Raw genomic sequence first — 18,098 nt, forward strand, 5'->3', positions numbered from 1 at the left:
CAATGGCAACGGTTACAAGAAGCCATCCCCTACGTTTTTTATTTTCAACAGCGTTTGCAACATTAAATCCTCCCCAAACAAAGAAGAGGCAGAAATGGCAGAGGCATTATTGGGCCATGCCCAAACCATGCGAATGTGCCGGAAAATTCACAGAGTATTCCCATGAAGATACAAGCCGGAAGGCTCAACTTCATGGATTTTCCAAGACCAAATGCGCATAAACCGGTCAGAACCTGAAGGGCTGCTTTAATAAGGATGACACCATGCGGCAAAGCAAGAAGTAATATGAATGGAAGAAATAAAGCAGAGTTTTGCATTTCAGCGGCTAAGGGCATCCCTAAGCCTGTGTAAGTATTCCACCAGGGAATATGCCCTGAAAGCCATTGTAATGCAGCCTCGTGACCGAGAGCTTCTGTTGTTGCGCCCGCATTGGGATCAACCCACCCGGGGGTTCCAAACAGCAGCCATGAGATGCCACGCACGCCGGGCCCTGCTGTACGGTAGGCGGGATCTTCAATGAGTAAACCAAGAAGGTCAGGTAAGTGTGCAATGAACGGCAGCAGGACAAGGCATAAAATTGGAAGATAAATACGTGGGGAAGAGTTCACGATATAAAACTTTCATCCAATTAAAAGTTGTATTTCTAGTTTGTTATTTGTTTAATATAACAGAATGTAAGGGATTTAAAATCAATAAATCAGAAAGTGTTTTCTTTTTGATTTCCTAAAGCAGGCGTTGGTGTTATCTTCCTGCCCCGCTACTAAGTATAATTTAATTTTTGGATTGCGGGACTATGAAATTCACATGGCGCCTTGGATCTCTTCAAATCAAGAGAAGTCTTTTGCCCATACATTGGATTTATGGAATGTTCATGCTGATAGCGGGGTTGGAGTGTGTTGTGCTGACTCCTCCCTTTCAGGTGGCAGATGAACTTAACCATTTTATGCGTGCTGTTCAGATCGCGGAAGGCGGGGTGACTGGCACGCGCCTTAGCGCAACACAAAGTGGTGGTGTTCTGCCTTCTCCCCTGTTTCCCATGGCGCAGTCATTTGATTATTTGAAGTTCAATCCTGCTAAAAAAGTTGATCTTGGTGGTCTGGCGCAAGCGTATATGATGCCCTGGTCAGGCAAAACAGAATTTGTTGAGTACCCCAATACAGCTTTTTATCCTCCATCATCCTACGGGGGAGTGGTTTTGGGAATTTGGCTGGGCGATGCTCTGGGTGTCCGGCCTTTAACAAGCTTGTATATTGCCCGAGGCATAAACGGCCTTTTGTGTACAGCCATTGCGATGTTTGCTATCGCTCTGGCAGGGCAGATGGCTCCATTTTTTTGTGTCATTCTTAGTCTTCCCATGAGTGTCAGCCTCATGGCGTCGGCCTCGCAGGATGGCATTCTGCTTTCCTTCAGTGCGCTCGCATGCGCTTTGATCGGCCAGTGTTTCAAACGGCCGGATAACAAGATATCCCACGGTTTCATACTCTTGGCTGGTGTTATTCTGGGGTGTATTGCAGCTGCAAAAGTGCCTTATGCCCCTATTGTGCTCCTTCCTTTGGTTTTACTTATAAGAAGAGGGGCAAGCATTGTCTGGCCGTTGTTATCCTCTTTTTTGGGCACAGGCATTTTTTTGATATGGTTTGTGATCGGCATACACCCGACAATGACAACAATCGCTGTGCGGGGTGTTTCGGTTCATAATCAGATGCTGTTCGTTCTTGATAATCCGTTGAAAATGGCCAACATGTTTGTTCATTTTGGGATCGAAAACTGTAAGCCATTGCTGCATGAAGCGATAGGTGTTTTGGGGTGGCTTGATACCTCTCTCCCCCCTCTTTTCTATCATGTGGCTGAAGTCTGTCTGATTCTCTCATTTTTGGGAATGTTTTGTGTGCAGACGCCACAAATACAGACAAGGCAGATTGTCTTTACATCTGGCGTGCTTGCTCTTCTTTGCGGCTCTGTCTTCGGTATTATTCTGGCCTTGTATCTGAGTTGGACTGCCGTTGGTGCAGATCACATTGAAGGGGTGCAGGGGCGTTATTTCCTGCCACTGATACTGCTGCTTCCTGTCGGGATACAAATTCTATATATGAACAATAAGAATATTGTAAAAAGCGAAAAAACTCTGAAAATTCAGAGTAATATAAATTTCTCGCTGCAAGCCATGGTCTTTATTTTCATGATATTCTCCGTGTTCACACTTTATAGCAGTCTCAGCGTTCGATATTGGCCCTGATAAGCCACGCATGTTTTGTTACGTGCAAAGGAACACCAAAAACGCGGCATAAAAGGATGGCGCGTTGAGTGCTAAGGGCTCATTTTTGCGGTGTGCGGTGTGCGGTGTGCGGTGTGCGGTGTGCGGTGACGTTGAAATGGCGTGTTTGTGGTGCCATGCCGCTCACGCAGTGTCCCACTGCAGGTCGCGCAAATAAGGGATAATGAGGTCTTTCTTGTCTGTTCCCCTCAGTTGGGTAGGGGAACATTTTCTATCGTGAAGAGGCTAAAACAAGCGGGTCTGACGCTTCGGCCCCGTGATGAGGCATTCGTTTGTGATAGATATAGTGTGACGGGAAAAGATGGCTGGGGCGGGAGGATTCGAACCTCCGCATGGCGGAATCAAAATCCGCTGCCTTACCGCTTGGCTACGCCCCACCAGAGAAATGCGGTTGGCCTCTATTAAGACCAACCAGCACGGTTCGTAAAGAGGCTGGATGCGCTGTTTTTACTCTTGCGGCGTATTTTCGGCGTGGGGGTGGAGCGGCGGTTCGGGTTCAGCGAAATCCAGATCTGGCAGGCCGCCCGCGTTCATATCTGTCTCGGCAGGGAAAAGGCGGAAGCGGGTTGCCTTGTCTAAGGCCTGATCCAGCGCTGCCATGGTGCTGCCCATATCTTCGCTGTCGTCCTTTTCCCAGGTGCGGAGCGTATGGGTCCATATGCCAACCACCATGTTCACACGCACAAGGCCGCCCAGCCCAGTGGTGTTGATGCCAGCGGCATCGGCCATCCAGCGCATGCTTTCCAGTGTGGCGCCCCCCAAGAGAAGAGCCAGTGGCGGATCAAACGGAAGGGCGCGGAGTACAGCCTTGATTCCGTTCCGGTATTGTTGAAACACATCCAGACGGCGCATGAGCAGATCAAACAGACGCTCCCGTGCATTACCGGTGGCTGTATCATCCGCCAGTGCGGAATCATCGGCTATGCGGCCCAGACGCAGAAGCAGAGAGGCCCGGATCGGAAAACGCTCCCGTGTTGCTGGTAGGGAGAGCCCAGCCGTGCGGGCGGCATCAAGAAGAGAAACGGAAGACCATCCACCCTGTTCTGCCTGCGCCATGGCGGCGGCAAGAAGGGCTGTGTCAAAATCATCTGTATCCATAGCGAAAGGCCTGTTAGCGAAAAAATTGATCAGAGCGTGGCCCATTCTGTCCGAACACCATGATGGTATGCGGGCAGAAAAGGCCAGCGGTCAGAAAAGTCAGGAAGAAAGTTCTTTGGCGCGGCGTGCCGCAGCCTGTATGGCTTCGGAAACCGTGGCAGGCCAGGCATCCGGGGCCATCAGAACAGCCAAAGCTGCAGCCGTGGTGCCACCGGGGCTGGTGACCCGTGTGCGGAGTTCAGCCGCATCAAGCGGCGACTGATCCATCAGGGCACCTGCGCCGAATATCGTCCGGCGCGCCAGTTTTCTGGCGGTCTCGGCAGGCAGCCCTTGCTCCACGCCAGCTTTTTCCATCAGTTCGGCCAGCAGAAAGACATAGGCGGGCCCACTGCCAGAGACGGCGGTTACGGAATCGATCAGATCTTCCTGCTCCACCCATACGGTTTCTCCCACAGCCTGCAAAAGCTGGTCACAATACTGCTTTTGCTGATCTGTTACGGTGGGAGCGGCGTAGAGCCCGCTTATGCCAGCCCCAATGGCGCAGGGTGTATTGGGCATGGCGCGGATAATGGTTGGCTTGGCTGCACTGTTGGCCTCGCTGAAGCGTTGCGCCAGATTTTCAACCGTCCGTCCCGCCATTACGGATAGCAGGGGCGTTGTGGGGAAGCGTTGCCCAAGTTCCCCCAGAACCTCATCGGCCTTCTGTGGCTTTACAGCCAGAATAATAATGTCTGGCGTGAAGTCTGCTGGAATATCGGCCAGTGTGCGGGCATGCTGGTGCGGCGCGGGTAGCGTGTGGTCATGACGATCCATGACCACAGAGGGAGCGAGCCCATGGCGAATCCAGCCTTCCAGCATGGCTCCGCCCATTTTGCCGCATCCAACCAGCAGTACGGATGGCAGAAGAGAAGTGGTGTTCATCAGGCTTCTCCCACGCAATCCAGCATGGCGGCTGCCAGTGCGTCTGCCGGGTTCTGCCCACCCCAGAGGAAAAACTGGAATGCGGGATAAAAACGCTCACACTCTGTCAGGGCGATGTCGATCAGGTCTTCAAACATCTCTACGGAAAGGTGTGCGCCGCGCAGAAGCAGGGCGTGGCGGAACAGCAGGACGCCGTCTTCCTGATCCAGACTGAAATGCCCGATCCAGATGCGTTCATTGGCCATGCCGATCAGTTCATACAGGGTGCGTTGCTGCGGGGCCGGGGCCTTCAGATCAAACGCACACGTAAAATGAATGGCACCCAGTTCGGCCGACCATGAGAAGAACAGCCCGTAGTCACACCATTTTCCGGGTGCTTCCACGGCCATTTCTGTCAGGTTGCAGCGCTCAAAGTTCCAACCCAGGCCGCCAATAACCTGTTCCATCAGATCAAGCGGGTTGGCGGGGGACAAGGTGGTATCAGTGCTTAACGCGGGCATGGCTCACTCTCAGCTGCGGGGGGTGATGCGGGCAGATGTTCTGGCCGAATGGCAAAAGCGTGCTTCCGCCATTCCCGGAAAAAGCGGAACGGTTCAGGCCTGATGGTGAGTGTGGGTACCGTGAGCCTTGTGCTCCAGTGCTTCTACACGTGCTTCAAGGGCTGCAATGCGGCGTTCAGCTTCTTCCTGCCCGATGCGGGCCTGCGCCGCGAGTTCGCGCGCAACTTCAAATTCTTCACGGCGTACAACCTGAAGGCTGCTGAGCACTTCATCCACGCGGCTGCGCACAATGGCGTTGATTTCTTCCCGCACACCGGTCAGGGCTGAAAAAGCGCCACCGGCTACGCCGGCCAGATCATCAAAAAAGCGCGGTTTGTCAGTCATCACCGGTTCTCCACTCAAAAAGTCGCTTTGGCAGGTTGGTTTTTCTGTCAAAGCTGTTCAGTCTCCTTACGGCTTATAGTGAGTATGACGGCCAGAGGCTATTGGTTCTTTGGAAATGTCTGAATGGTCTGTTGTTCAGATACGGCATTGCCCGACAATTCCTGCCTGGTGGCGAAAGCAGTTTCCCTTCGCATCAGGCTTGTGCATGGGCAGAAAAGGTGGAGCATTTCTGGCAGGCAAGGTGAGAGTATCTGCCGACGCGGGATGAGGGGCTGGTGATCGTCCTTGTCCATTGACCATGGGGGAGCCCGTTCCCATTATTATTATCAAGATATTGAAACCATTGAAGGTACGCAAAAAACAGGGCGCACTTTCAAAGAAGATGTGGAGAACGTGACTATATGAACACGCTATCGGCGGAGGCTTTTCTGAAACCTCGGCTAGAAGCTCTTGTTGCGGAGGCAGAGAAAGCCGGGTTTGCTCAGGATGTGACCATCGCTCTTCTGATCAGTCTGCTTGATACGGACAACTTCGCACCGGCTTCTGATACAGCACAGGGAGACAAGGCATGAGTGCGCGTGATCCGTATGAGGTGCTTGGCGTCTCAAAAACGGCCAGTCAGGATGATATCCGCAAGGCGTATCGGAATCTGGCCAAAAAATATCACCCCGATCTGAACCCCGGGGATAAAAAGGCGGAAGAGCAGTTCAAGGCCATTGGTCAGGCGAACGAGCTTTTATCTGACCCTGAAAAACGTGCCAGATTTGACCGGGGTGAAATTGATGCCTCCGGGCAGGAGCGTATGCATCCCGGTTATAGCGGTGGCGCAGGCTATCGTGATTTTGGGGAAGGCATGGGGGGCTTCCGTTATGGCGGCCCTGGCGGTCCCGGTGGTCCGGGCGGCGGTTTCTCGGAAGAAGATCTGAGCGATCTGTTCGGGGGGATGTTTGGCGGTGGCGCACGGGCCCGCCGTGCAGGCCCGCGTAAGGGTGCCGATCGGTCCTATTCCCTCAAGGTCAGCTTTCTGGAAGCCGTGAATGGGGGGACATCCCGCATCACGCTGCCGGAAGGGGCGACGCTGGATGTCAAAATCCCCCCCGGCATAGAAGACGGGCAGATGCTGCGTCTGCGTGGGAAAGGCGAGGCCGGGGCGGCTGGTGCGCCAGCAGGAGACGCCCTGATCACCATAACGGTGCTGCCGGATGCTCGTTACACACGGGATGGGTTTGATCTGCACGAGACATTGCCGGTGGATTTGAAAACGGCGGTGCTAGGTGGCTCCATTACCGTGCCGACTCCAACAGGTGACGTAAAAATGAACGTGCCCGCTGGGTCTGACAGTGGCAGCAAACTGCGTTTGCGCGGCAAAGGAGTGCAGGCGCATGGGTCTCGCCCGGCAGGAAACCTGTATGTCACCTTGCAGGTCAAGATCGGCAAGGCTGACGCGGCATTGGAAGAGTTTCTGAAAAACTGGACGCCTGAAGAGGCATCCTGAAACGACGAGTTTTTTTGAGAGGCCCTGCAGGCGGGTTTAAAATCAAAGCCGCCAGATCCTGCAAAAACCCTTCAAGACTCAACAAAAACGGCTCCCTCCTGTATGGACGGGAGCCGTTTTTGTTGAGGACGCTGTTTTCAATCAGTTGTCGCGGTAGAGCGGCAGATCCAGCTTGTGATTATCTTTGCCCGTGATGTGAATCTGGGCGCTGTTTTCAGAAATCAGGGAAAATGTGAGCGTTGCGTCCCCCGAGGTGCCTTTCCAGGAGGTGCCGGACTGACGGGAGAGTGAGAAGCGGTCCTGCCCGACAATTTTCTTCAGGGAGTCTGGAAGTGTCACCAAAAGGCGCGCTGCGGGGCCGAGCGCTTTGTTGGCTGCTACGGTCACGGGACTCATGGCCATGATGGCCCACTGCCCTTCAAACAGGCTGGTGGGGTATTGCGTATGGGCGTCCGCCAGAGGCGGAGGGGCATCCCCCGCATGGGCCGTGGCAGGCAGGGCGAAGCTGGTGCCCAGTGCAGCCACACAGGCAAAAGACAGGGCAGACAGGCGTTTCATGGCAGGTTCTCCGAAAAGAATGGTCTCTTTCATGTGCCTGCCCAATGGCGGTTCGTCCATCCCTTTGCAGCGGGAAGCCGGTGCTCACTATTTGGCAAGCGCCTCTTGACGGAGGGGCGATTGATCACCAGATCAGTGTGTATTACAAGTCTGTATTGCAAAAAATGAAAGGGTTTTGCCATGACAGGAACAGAGTCATCTCATGATGCACCCGTCCCCATGCAGCCCTTCACGCCGCAACAGGAATTGAACGCACATGACGCAGCGGTGGAAGAAACACGGAACACGGTAACGGCTGAAACCTCAGCCGAGATGGCTGATCCCGTTATCCCGGTAACGCCAGCACCTGTTCAGGCCGCACCAGTGAAGGAGTATGATATTAGTATGAAAGAAATTGTTCAGATGGTGGGCGCCATGGTGTTTGTGTTTGGCTTTGCCGCACTTGGTCTGCACGCCATTTCTTATGTGGGATATTAAATCTCGTTCTGATGAAGTGGACTAAAGTCCATCAACATCTTTTGCGGCTGACGGCGTGGGATTCTTTTGTCCTGGTGGCCTCGCAGCGGCCTATCAAATCCCGGTTTTAACTTCTGGAATCCCTCCTATCTTCTCAATGGCTGACTTTTCAGCCAGCCTTGAAGAAGAGAGAGGCGTAATTGTCAGCTTTGCTGACTTACTCGTGCCGTAGAGTGACAACCAGAACATCCCGATATGCCGGACGGGATGGATCAACGGGTTTAACGGGCGTTACCCCATGATAAACTCGGCTATCATTTACAAAAGCAGCATCTAGCGGGTGAGCCAGAGTGAAGCTGCCCACAGCCTTGCGGTTGAGGTCATGAATGGTTGTCTCACCGCTGGCAATATTCTCCCGGTTCACCATCAACACACACACCCAGTCCACGCCATCCCGGTGCAGGCCTTCGGGTGTCGGCTGCCCTGAAGATTCAGGACTGGCTTCAATGCGGAACTGATGCACTTCCGCATGCCATGCCTGAGGCTGCAAATCTGCTGGCGTCAGATCTGACGCGATACGATGGGTCAGTTCCAGAATGGCCAGCAGCGCCGGGTGGTGGCCCGTTGCGTCCGTGACAGGTTTGAACCACCGCTCAATCCCGCCATTCAGGGTATTGTAATCCCGGCTTTGGTAATGGGGTTGATGCGGCTTACGGAGAATCTGGTCCGGTGTGAGGGAGTAAGTGGCATACCGGCGGCGGCGATACCGTCCGCCATCCGCCATATACCGATCTACCCCCAGATGGTCCCAGCTTTCAGCAAAGCTGTTCCATTGTGCCAGACCAAACTGTTCCAGCAGGGGACGCATGAAGCCGGCCTGCTGGTATGTGAAGCCTTCCTTGGCCAGAGGCGTTTCCAGTGTGCCGAGCATTTGCGGCACAGTCTGGTCAACGGGGTGGTCTGCGTCATCAGGCATGTGCTGGACCTTCTGGAGAGGCTTTCCCCTGCGGGTTTTCCTCGGTGGGGTGGGGTGCCTGTGGTTTCTGGACGTCCGCCTGAGGGGCAGCGACCGGGGGGTGAGTTGCCGGAGCAGCTTGCGCAGCACCGGCTGCGGGCTGGGGCGGAGTCCACTCAGGCATGGCGTCCATGGCCAGATGCATGGCGTTGCCCGGCGGCGTGGTGTAGTACGATGTCGGTGTGTAGAATTTAACGCCAGCAGCCGCCATGCGGTTAGCCAGACGGCGATAGAATTCGCGCTGGACCTTCCACTTCATCATGGGGGCAGTACGGATGCTGCCAACCAGCACCGCGCCGTTACTGTCGCTGCAATCAACTCCCAGATCATTGTAATCGGAGAAAATGATATGGCGGAAACTGTCTTCCGTCCGCATTTCCTTCACTACCTCTGCTAGGATGTGCACCACTTTTTTCTGGTCTTCGCCCAGATCCAGCACCTGCTTGATGATGATCTGGTTGAAGCCGCGGCCAGTGTTGGCAATGGAGGTGACGGACGAGAACGGGATGATATGCAGATCACCATCAATGGACCGCACACGAAGCGTCCTGATGGAAAGCTGTTCAACCGTGCCGGAGACACCGCTGGTTGTGACCCAGTCCCCCACCTGAATGGCGTCTTCCGCCAGCATGAAGAAGCCCGTGATCACGTCTTTCCACAAGCTCTGGGACCCGAAGGACAGGCCCACACCCAGAATTCCGGCACCTGTCAGCAGGGGTGTGACATTGATCCCGATCTGGGAGAGCGTTGTGACGGTGACAATCACCACAATGAACACCAGCAGCACGGTACGGATAATGGGCAGAATGGTGCGTAGCCGCGTGGCCCGAGCTGATTGGGAGGATGTTGTGTAACGGTCAATCTGCTTGTTCAGCAGGCCGTTGATAACTTCCCACGCCACGGAGGCGATGACCAGACCCAGTGTCAGGATCACGGCGGCGCTGACCAGACGCGAGCCAAGCGGATTTTCAAAGAAGAAATGGAAGCTGGGGATGTTCCAGCTCTGCGCAATGCTGATGGCGGCAACAAAGACGATAAAGACCGTCAGCATGCGCCGCACGAAGGGATAGTAATAATCCGCCCGTTTTTGCAGACCGGGATATTCGGCCTCCATGGCATCGCTGATACGGAACAGACGATCCTGCAACCCGTAAGCCAGCACAGCGATCAGACGTGCGAGAACCAGGCAGACAAGCGTGAGCAGGGTGCCACGCAGGATCCACTGATAGCCGCCCTTCAGGTGTGCGGCCCACACAAACCACAGAGCAATATCCAGGAACAGGACGGGAATCCACCAGAAGCGCGCCATGGCCCCGACAAAGGCCCAGAAGGCGTTTTTACGGAGTTCCGGGGACGGCTGGAGCGAATTGGCCACAATATGGCGCACCCGCCAGATAAAGGCGGCAATGATCAGATGCTGCACCAGCACCACGGCACGGAGCATGGCTTCCGTGCCGCGAGGGGCCAGATTGAATTCGCTGCCCAGTGTGGAAAGACAGATGACCAGAGAGGGAGCAGCAACCAGTACGTTCCACCACCGGGTCAGCATCCGTGCCGTGTTATCCTGCGCAGGGATAAGCCGGATGGCCGGCGAACGGGGGGCGAGCCCTGTTTCCAGAAGCAGGTAAAGGCCGCGTGCCACAACATAGGCGTTTGTCAGCGTGATGGTGACGGTGCGCGCCTGCGATGTGGTGGTCAGAAATTCTGCGCCCAGATAACCAATGGCCAGAGCGACAACCACAGGCAGCAGTTTGAGCAGGAAGTGCAGGAAATTGTAAGGTACACGCACCAGATAGCGCATGACCTCATTCCGTCGTCTCTGATCATCCGCGCGGGTCTGAGTGTTGTCTCCATCGGGTGTGGAGGTGGCTGCCTGAACAGATTCGACTGCGGCCGAAGCTTCCTGTTTGCGTTCGCGGGCTTCCGCATGAGAGGTGACAGCGGTAAGCGGCTTTTTCAGCATCAGGCTGGTGCCGCGTTCCAGAGCCAGGGCTGCCAGCAGAATGATTGCGGCGCGGCTGAAGGCGTCCAGCAGGGTTTTTCGGGTTTCCGGATTGCTGATCTGGCTGCGGAACCATGAGCCGACAAACCCCAGATCCTTGAACAGACCGGCAAAATTCTGAACATATCCCTGCATGGATGATGTCAGATTATCCAGCTCTGAATTGACATCACTATCCACAACGGCGGGGGCAGCGGCGGCAGGTTTGGCGGCTGCTGGCGCTGCGGCAGGTAGGCCTTTTGCCATCAGGGAGAGTGTGTGGGTGAAGTCCTCGCGCTTTTTCGGGTCATTCAGCACGTTCAGAAGCTGTTGGGCATCTTCCTTGCTGAGCGAACCCGTTGCACTGGGCGTTGCGGCGGCAGGTGCATCTGCCGCGTGCGCCAGAGAGGCAAAGCCGGGGACCATACCTGCCAGAAGCAGGCAGAGGCAGCAGAGCGCAAAGAAAGATCTGCTCCATAAAGATAAAGACGAAGAAAAAGCAGATTGAGTTCTGGTCGAGCCCCGCACCAGGCTTGTTGCCGCCATGGCGTGCCGTCTCCTTGTATTCAGCGCGATGAGAGAATGGGCGGTGAATGCCCGATAAGTGCGCTCAAGGGTAGGGGGCAATTCCGGCAGTATCAAGACCGCCGGAGGGCAGGGATGGCCGGCGTTTCAGGAACGGGGTTCGAAAGTCACAACCTGTGCAGTTTCAGACCGGATAACCAGCGTATCCGCAATCAGGTCATGCAGCGCCTGTTTGTGGCGCGTGAAAGCCACCATCAGCACCCCGATGTAAAAAAACGGGAACGAGATGAAGGCCTTTACCAGAAAACGCACTGTCGCCCGGCCAATGGAAATCTGTCTGCCGCGGGTGGTGGTGACTTCCAGACGGCATAGCCGTTTGCCCGGTGTGGCGCGGAAGGAGGACGATTCAAAGAAAATGAAATACAGGGCCGGAAGCAGTGCCAGAAACAGGCTGGGCAGATGCCAGTTGCCTGCATGAATATGCGGAATAAGGACGGACGCCGTTTCCGGCTGCACGAAGGAGGCGATATCCACAACATCCATGGTCTGGCCGGATGCGTCGGGAATGGGGGTTTCCTCCCATTCCACTTTCAGGTCAGGCAACATGAAGAAGCCCAGCACGCCATCCACCACGCTCAGAATGACACTATCAATTATAAAAGCCCACACACGCCACCAGAAGCCAGCGTAAATCCACATCGGGCGGCCAATGCCCTCCTGTGGTGTATAGAAACCGTTATCCGAATGTTGCGACGGGCCTCCCCAGCCGGGCGGCAGATCAGAAGCGGACATCAGGCCTGTTCCTTAAAAACTGTTGCTGGCGAAGCAGCGAACATGAACCGTCCGTGTGGGCGGCGGGGCTAACTGCGGTAGGAGCCGTTGATATCAATATAGCCGTGGGTCAGATCACAGCTCCAGACCTGAGCTGATCCTGTGCCAAGGCCAAGATCAACGGCGATATCAATTTCCTGCCCCTTCATGTGGGCAACCACGGGGGTTTCATCATAGTTCGCCACAACAGTGCCATCACGGGCAATGCAAACACCGCCTATGGAAACGGAAAGTGTGTCACGATCTGCCGGTTCGCCGCATTTGCCTACGGCCATGACAACGCGGCCCCAGTTTGCGTCTTCTCCCGCAACAGCGGTTTTCACCAGCGGGGAATTGCCAATGGCCATGCCAACACGCCATGCGGACGCATCAGAGACTGCACCCGTCACCCGAATGTTCATGAGCTTGGTGGCCCCTTCTCCGTCCCGAATGACGAGAAGTGCCAGGTCATGCAGCACCGCTTTCAGGGCTGCGCGGAAATCTGCCAGTGCGGCGTCATTCAGGGCGTCAATTTCTGCTGCAACAGGCGGATTCTGCGCCGCACCTGTGGCGAACAGCAGAACCATGTCTGAGGTGGAGGTATCAGAATCGACCGTGATGCAGTTGAAGGTGGTTTTGACATCTGCTGAAAGCAGACTTTGCAACACAGGTGCCGGAAGAGCGGCATCGGTCGCCACGAACGCCAGCATGGTGGCCATGTCTGGCGCAATCATGCCGCTGCCCTTGGCAATGCCCTGAATGGTCACAGTGGTGCCGTTCAGCGTGGCAGTGCGCACAGCGGCTTTCGGAAACGTATCAGTGGTCATGATGCCGCGTGCTGCGGCTTCCCACCCGGTTTCGCTGAGTGCAGTGTGCAGCGCGGGCAGCACATTTGTAATGCGCTCATGCGGAAGAATCGCCCCGATCACACCAGTGGAGGCCAGATAGACGGCATCCAGCGAACATCCGGCCAGTTTGGCTGCGGTTTCCGCCGTGGCTTCACAGGTTTCGCGGCCTGCGCGACCGGTAAAGACGTTGGCGTTCCCGGCATTGACCACCAGCGCCCCTGCCTGTCCGTGCGGTAGCACGGAGCGGCACCAGTCAACCGGTGCGCCAGCACATTTTGTCTGGGTAAAGACACCCGCCACTGTGGTGCCGGGGGTAAATTCGGCCAGAACCAGATCTGTCCGGCCTTTGTAACGGATACCTGCTTCCGCCGCGCCAAGGCGCACCCCGCGAATAACACCAAGCTCAGGAAGAGGCCGGGCGAGAGGAGAAACGGGGAGGGCGTGTGCCATAACGCTTTATGTCCTTGAAACGGCAGAACCGCCATGCAGGAAGCATGGCGGCTGGAAGAGAGTGGTCAGATCAGATTATTTTTTTGCCGGAGCAGCCGGTGCTGCGCCCGGTGTGCCGGGAGGAGGCGCATCAGGAAGCTGCTTGCCGGTTGAGGGATCAAACCGGACAATCTTGACATCACTGGTGGCTTTGCCAACGGCTTCACGCACGTATTTCTGGATCAGAGCCTGACGGATCTTGTCTTTCACGCTGTCCAGAGACGGCACGGGATCAGTGCGGGTATCAAGCACCTGAATGACATGGTAGCCGTACTGGCTTTTGACCGGCGTGCTGCTGATATCGCCCTTTTTCATGGCGAAGGCAGCGGTTGAGAAGGCCGGGATCATGTCTTCTTTCTTGAACCAGCCCAGATCACCACCGTTCTGCTTGGCGCTGCCGGTATCGGTTGAAACTTCCGCGGCCAGCTTGCCAAAGTCTGCGCCAGCTTTCAGCTTCTTGATCACATCGTTGGCTTCAGCTTCGGTCTTTACCAGGATGTGGCGGGCATGCACTTCCTGTTCCGGCGGCTTGCCAGCGTAATTCTGCTGATAATACTGCTCAATGGCCGTATCCGTCAGCTGGGGCGTAACCTGCTTGGACAGCCATGCATTCTGTAGCGCATTGATGGAAGCAGCATCCATCATTTTCTTGACGTCTGGTGTCTTGTCCAGACCTTCCTTGCGGGCAACAATCTGGATGGCTTTCTGATCAGCCAGCTGATTGACCAGCATCGGGAAGATCAGGTTCGGCGGCAGCTGGCGCATCTGCGGCGGCATGTTGGACAGGGCGTCCTGCACATCAGACACCGTGATCTTTTCACCGTTCACGGTAGCGACCACGGCATTCGGGTCTACCGGCTTTGCTGGAGGAGCTGTCGGCGTGGCGGGAGCCGCTGCCGGTGCAGCCGGAGCCGCAAAAGAAGAAGCAGAAAAGGCAGTGGAGGCAAGCAGGGCCGTAGCTGCAAGAGCGAAGGCCTGTTTGGTAAACCGCATGAGGACAAACCCTAAACTAAGGACTAAACAGTGTTACCTCTATGAAGGAGGCTCCCCAGCCCTGCAAGCCCTCTTGCCGGGTGCAAGGCAAGAAACCGGGGTGATTGGTTGACCGCAGGCGGCCTCGGCCCTATTTTGCCCCCGAGCCACTCCATGCTGATGCCTTGTTCTGTCTCCGCCGGTCTGGTTCCGGATGGAAGGCGGAAGGGGTCGCGCATTGTTCCGGAAAGGTTTTCATGCTCGCAAGCTTCGTCCGCGCCCTGTTCGGCACTGCCAATGATCGGACGCTCAAGATGTTCCAGCGCCGCGTGCCGGAAATCAACGCCCTGGAACCCCAGATGCAGGCGCTGGATGACGCCGCGCTTGCAGCCAAGACGGGAGAGTTTCGTGAACGGCTGGCCCAGGGGGCCACGCTAGACAGCCTCCTGCCTGAAGCGTTCGCTGTGGCGCGTGAGGCATCCCGCCGGGTGCTGGGTATGCGGCATTTTGACGTGCAGCTTATTGGCGGCATGGTGCTGCAGGCTGGCCGTATTGCCGAAATGCGCACCGGGGAAGGCAAGACGCTGGTGGCAACGCTGGCAGTGTACCTCAGTGCCCTGGCTGGCAAAGGCGTACATGTGGTGACGGTGAACGACTACCTCGCCTCCCGCGATGCGGCCGAGATGAGCAGGCTTTATGGCTTTCTGGGGCTGACCACCGGGACGATCGTGCCCAACATGCCTGATGAAGCCCGCCGTGCGGCCTATGCGGCGGATATCACCTACGGCACCAATAACGAATTCGGCTTTGATTACCTGCGCGATAACATGAAGTATCGCTTGGAAGAGATGGTTCAGCGCCCCTTCTACCACGCCATTGTGGACGAAGTGGATTCCATCCTGATTGATGAAGCGCGTACGCCGCTGATTATTTCCGGCCCTGCGGAAGACAGTTCAGATCTGTACCGTGCTGTGGATGAAGTTGTGGTCCGGCTGGTGCAGGACCCCGCAACTTATGAAAAAGACGAAAAGTTCCGCAGCGTTGTGCTGACGGATGCCGGGTCTGACAAGGTGGAAGACCTGCTGCGGGAAGCTGGCGTGCTGGATGAAGGCGGGTTGTATGACCTGCATCATGTGGCTGTGGTTCATCATGTGCAGCAGTCTCTGCGGGCTCATACCCTGTTCTCGCGTGATGTGGATTACATCGTGCGGGGCGGCAAGGTGGTGATTATTGATGAATTCACCGGCCGCATGATGGAAGGCCGCCGGTATTCGGATGGTCTGCATCAGGCGCTGGAAGCCAAGGAACATGTTGAGGTCCAGCAGGAAAACCAGACGCTGGCCTCCATCACCTTCCAGAACTTCTTCCGTCTTTATCCCAAACTGTCCGGCATGACCGGCACGGCCATGACCGAGGCCGACGAATTTGCGGAAATCTACAAGTTGGATGTGGTGGAAATTCCCACCAACCGGCCAGTTGCCCGTAAAGATGAAGATGATGAGATCTATCTGACGGAAGCGGAGAAATTCGCGGCTGTCACGCGTCTTATCCGTGAGGTGCATGAGCGCAACCAGCCTATTCTGGTAGGCACGACCTCCATTGAGAAAAGTGAAGCGCTTTCCGCCCTGCTGAAGCAGGAAAACATTCCCCATAATGTGCTCAATGCCCGCTTCCATGAAATGGAAGCCAAGATTGTGGCGCAGGCGGGGTCTCCGGGCGCTATCACCATTGCCACCAACATGGCCGGACGTGGGACGGACATCAAACTGGGCGGCAATGTTGACATGCTGATAGAGCAGCAGCTTGAAGGCATGGAGCCGTCACCGGAACGGGATGCGGCCGAGCAGGCCATTCGGGACCGTGTGACCCGTGACCATGAGATTGTGAAGCAGGCCGGTGGCCTGTTCGTTATCGGCACCGAGCGGCATGAAAGCCGCCGGATTGATAACCAGTTGCGGGGTCGCGCCGGGCGTCAGGGTGATCCGGGTAATTCGCGGTTCTTTATCTCCCTGCAAGATGACCTGATGCGGATTTTCGGGTCTGACCGCATGGGCGGCATGTTCCAGAAAATGGGCATGAAAGAAGGCGAGGCCATTGTTCACCCCTGGCTGAGCAAGGCGCTGGAACGGGCGCAGAAAAAAGTTGAAGCCCGCAACTTCGACATGCGCAAGAACACGCTCAAATATGATGACGTGATGAATGACCAGCGCAAGGAAGTGTACGCTCAGCGCCGGGAATACATGTCTACCGAGGATGTGTCCTCCATCATTGCGGAAGCGCAGGAAGATGTGATTGACGCCATGGTGGCGCGCCATATCCCTGAAAAATCCTTTGCGGAACAATGGGATGTGGACGGACTGCATGCGGCTGTAAACAAGACATTCGCACTTGATCTGCCGATTGCCGAATGGGCGAAGGAAGACGGCATGGATGCGGAGCAGGTTGCTGAGCGCATCAGTCAGGCTGCTACGCAGGCACATGCCGCCCGGGCTGCCAATCTTGGCCCGGATCTGATGCGGTTCATTGAAAAACAGGTCTTGCTGACCACCTATGATGCCGTTTGGAAAGAGCATCTGCACGCGCTGGATCAGATGCGTCAGGGCATCGGGCTGCGGGCATACGGCCAGAAAGATCCGCTGAACGAATACAAGCATGAGGCCTTCCAGCTCTTCACCATCATGCTTGAAGAAATGCGTGAACGCGTTGTGTCTCTGGTGGCGCGTGTGGAAGTGGCTCCGGCTGGCACGGTTGATCCGTTTGCCGATACAGCAGAAGTTCACGCAAACCCGGAAATTCCGGGCTTTGAGTCCGAACCCGGACCGGGATTGTCTCCGGGTGCTGCGCCTGAAATGGCAGTACCCATCGGGGCCAGTGCCATCATGCCGGATGATCCGTCAAGCTGGGGCGAAACACCGCGTAACGCGCCATGCCCCTGTGGTTCAGGCAAAAAATATAAACATTGTCATGGCCGCCTGATCTGAGCAGGCGGGAGTGTGGACGGGACAGTTAGGTAAGGAACTATGGCGGGTCATTCCCAATTTAAGAACATCATGCACCGCAAAGGTGCGCAGGATGCCAAGCGGGCTAAACAGTTTGCCAAGGTTATTCGTGAACTGACGGTTGCTGCCCGTTCCGGCTTGCCTGACCCTGCGTCCAACCCGCGCCTGCGGGCGGCTATTGCCGCCGCGCGTGATGTGAACATGCCCAAGGACAATATTGACCGCGCCATCAAGAAGGCGACGGGCGCTGCGGGCGGTGAAGATTATGTGGAAGTGCGCTACGAAGGTTACGGCCCGGCTGGCGTTGCTGTTATTGTGGAAGCCCTGACCGATAACCGTAATCGCACGGCATCTGATGTGCGCGCGGCGTTCTCCAAATATGGTGGGTCTCTGGGGGAAACTAATTCGGTCTCCTTCATGTTCCGTCGTCTTGGTGTGATCACTTATCCGCTTTCTGTGGCTTCAGAAGATGACATGCTGGAAGCCGCCATTGAAGCAGGGGCTGAAAATGTTGTGTCTTCCGACACAACGCACGAGATCACCTGTGAAGTGGAATCTTTCTTTACTGTGCGGGATTCGCTGGAAGCCAAGTTTGGTGAGCCGGAAAGCGCCAAGCTGGACTGGCGGCCGGAAAACAGCGTGACGCTGGATGAAGAAAAAGCCACCAGCGTGTTCAAGCTGCTGGACGTTCTGGAAGACAATGACGACGTGCAGAACGTTTACGCCAATTTTGATCTGCCGGATGATCTGGCCGAAAAACTGTCTTCCTGAC

Annotated in this window: 17 protein-coding genes and 1 tRNA gene; 6 read left to right on the forward strand and 12 right to left on the reverse strand. The window is 55.9% G+C overall.

The window, feature by feature from the left end:
* Positions 1-62 precede the first annotated feature (62 nt).
* The gene (locus ASN_RS07310; protein WP_058987748.1) at positions 63-608 is read right to left on the reverse strand and encodes a hypothetical protein; all 546 of its coding nucleotides are present in this window, start codon (positions 606-608) and stop codon (positions 63-65) included.
* A 185-nt stretch (positions 609-793) separates the two neighbouring features.
* On the opposite strand from ASN_RS07310, the gene ASN_RS07315 reads away from it, so the two are divergent.
* Positions 794-2,236, forward strand: coding sequence for a DUF2142 domain-containing protein (locus ASN_RS07315; protein WP_082666614.1), 1,443 nt, complete (start codon positions 794-796; stop codon positions 2,234-2,236).
* Between the two features lie 341 nt (positions 2,237-2,577).
* On the opposite strand, the gene ASN_RS07320 is transcribed toward ASN_RS07315, so the two are convergent.
* The 5 genes from ASN_RS07320 to ASN_RS07340 form a co-directional block, all read right to left on the reverse strand.
* A tRNA-Gln gene (locus ASN_RS07320) sits at positions 2,578-2,652 on the reverse strand.
* A gap of 70 nt (positions 2,653-2,722) precedes the next feature.
* Positions 2,723-3,373, reverse strand: coding sequence for a hypothetical protein (locus ASN_RS07325; RefSeq protein ID WP_058987750.1), 651 nt, complete (start codon positions 3,371-3,373; stop codon positions 2,723-2,725).
* A gap of 99 nt (positions 3,374-3,472) precedes the next feature.
* Positions 3,473-4,294, reverse strand: a complete 822-nt coding sequence (gene proC, locus ASN_RS07330; RefSeq protein ID WP_058987751.1) for a pyrroline-5-carboxylate reductase — start codon at positions 4,292-4,294, stop codon at positions 3,473-3,475.
* The gene (locus ASN_RS07335; protein ID WP_035382550.1) at positions 4,294-4,794 is read right to left on the reverse strand and encodes a type III secretion system chaperone family protein; all 501 of its coding nucleotides are present in this window, start codon (positions 4,792-4,794) and stop codon (positions 4,294-4,296) included. Before ASN_RS07335 ends, proC begins: the two co-directional genes overlap by 1 nt.
* Before the next feature lie 93 nt (positions 4,795-4,887).
* On the reverse strand, positions 4,888-5,178 hold the full coding sequence (locus ASN_RS07340; RefSeq protein WP_035382658.1) for an accessory factor UbiK family protein: 291 nt from the start codon (positions 5,176-5,178) through the stop codon (positions 4,888-4,890).
* A gap of 401 nt (positions 5,179-5,579) precedes the next feature.
* Here ASN_RS07340 and ASN_RS19895 point away from each other — a divergent pair, with 401 nt between their 5' ends.
* Positions 5,580-5,750, forward strand: coding sequence for a hypothetical protein (locus ASN_RS19895; protein ID WP_006557708.1), 171 nt, complete (start codon positions 5,580-5,582; stop codon positions 5,748-5,750).
* Positions 5,747-6,673 carry a DnaJ C-terminal domain-containing protein gene (locus tag ASN_RS07345; protein WP_058987752.1) on the forward strand — a complete coding sequence of 309 codons (927 nt, stop codon included), beginning with the start codon at positions 5,747-5,749 and terminating at the stop codon, positions 6,671-6,673. Before ASN_RS19895 ends, ASN_RS07345 begins: the two co-directional genes overlap by 4 nt.
* Positions 6,674-6,814: 141 nt before the next feature.
* Here the strand turns inward: ASN_RS07345 and ASN_RS07350 are convergent, their stop codons facing one another.
* Positions 6,815-7,231, reverse strand: a complete 417-nt coding sequence (locus tag ASN_RS07350) for a hypothetical protein (RefSeq protein ID WP_148262717.1) — start codon at positions 7,229-7,231, stop codon at positions 6,815-6,817.
* A gap of 180 nt (positions 7,232-7,411) precedes the next feature.
* On the opposite strand from ASN_RS07350, the gene ASN_RS07355 reads away from it, so the two are divergent.
* Positions 7,412-7,708, forward strand: coding sequence for a hypothetical protein (locus ASN_RS07355; protein WP_148262716.1), 297 nt, complete (start codon positions 7,412-7,414; stop codon positions 7,706-7,708).
* A gap of 196 nt (positions 7,709-7,904) precedes the next feature.
* On the opposite strand, the gene ASN_RS07360 is transcribed toward ASN_RS07355, so the two are convergent.
* The 5 genes from ASN_RS07360 to ASN_RS07380 all read right to left on the reverse strand — a co-directional run bounded on the left by ASN_RS07360 (position 7,905) and on the right by ASN_RS07380 (position 14,348).
* The gene (locus tag ASN_RS07360; protein WP_058987754.1) at positions 7,905-8,663 is read right to left on the reverse strand and encodes a 2OG-Fe dioxygenase family protein; all 759 of its coding nucleotides are present in this window, start codon (positions 8,661-8,663) and stop codon (positions 7,905-7,907) included.
* Positions 8,656-11,322 (reverse strand): mechanosensitive ion channel domain-containing protein, encoded by a 2,667-nt coding sequence (locus ASN_RS07365; RefSeq protein WP_407922304.1) that lies wholly within the window; start codon positions 11,320-11,322, stop codon positions 8,656-8,658. Before ASN_RS07365 ends, ASN_RS07360 begins: the two co-directional genes overlap by 8 nt.
* Positions 11,323-11,355: 33 nt before the next feature.
* Positions 11,356-12,000, reverse strand: coding sequence for an RDD family protein (locus tag ASN_RS07370; RefSeq protein WP_006557700.1), 645 nt, complete (start codon positions 11,998-12,000; stop codon positions 11,356-11,358).
* A 68-nt stretch (positions 12,001-12,068) separates the two neighbouring features.
* A complete protein-coding gene (gene argJ / locus ASN_RS07375; protein ID WP_058987756.1) occupies positions 12,069-13,316 on the reverse strand; it encodes a bifunctional glutamate N-acetyltransferase/amino-acid acetyltransferase ArgJ in 1,248 nt (415 codons plus the stop codon).
* Between the two features lie 75 nt (positions 13,317-13,391).
* On the reverse strand, positions 13,392-14,348 hold the full coding sequence (locus ASN_RS07380) for a peptidylprolyl isomerase (protein WP_058987757.1): 957 nt from the start codon (positions 14,346-14,348) through the stop codon (positions 13,392-13,394).
* A 236-nt stretch (positions 14,349-14,584) separates the two neighbouring features.
* Here ASN_RS07380 and secA point away from each other — a divergent pair, with 236 nt between their 5' ends.
* Together secA and ASN_RS07390 are read left to right on the forward strand one after the other, a co-directional pair.
* Positions 14,585-17,308, forward strand: coding sequence for a preprotein translocase subunit SecA (gene secA, locus ASN_RS07385; RefSeq protein ID WP_058989223.1), 2,724 nt, complete (start codon positions 14,585-14,587; stop codon positions 17,306-17,308).
* Between the two features lie 39 nt (positions 17,309-17,347).
* Positions 17,348-18,097: a YebC/PmpR family DNA-binding transcriptional regulator gene (locus ASN_RS07390; protein ID WP_035382568.1), complete on the forward strand. Its 750-nt coding sequence runs from the start codon at positions 17,348-17,350 to the stop codon at positions 18,095-18,097.
* Position 18,098 lies beyond the last annotated feature (1 nt).

The sequence above is a fragment of the Acetobacter senegalensis genome (genome assembly GCF_001499615.1).
Lineage (GTDB): Bacteria > Pseudomonadota > Alphaproteobacteria > Acetobacterales > Acetobacteraceae > Acetobacter > Acetobacter senegalensis.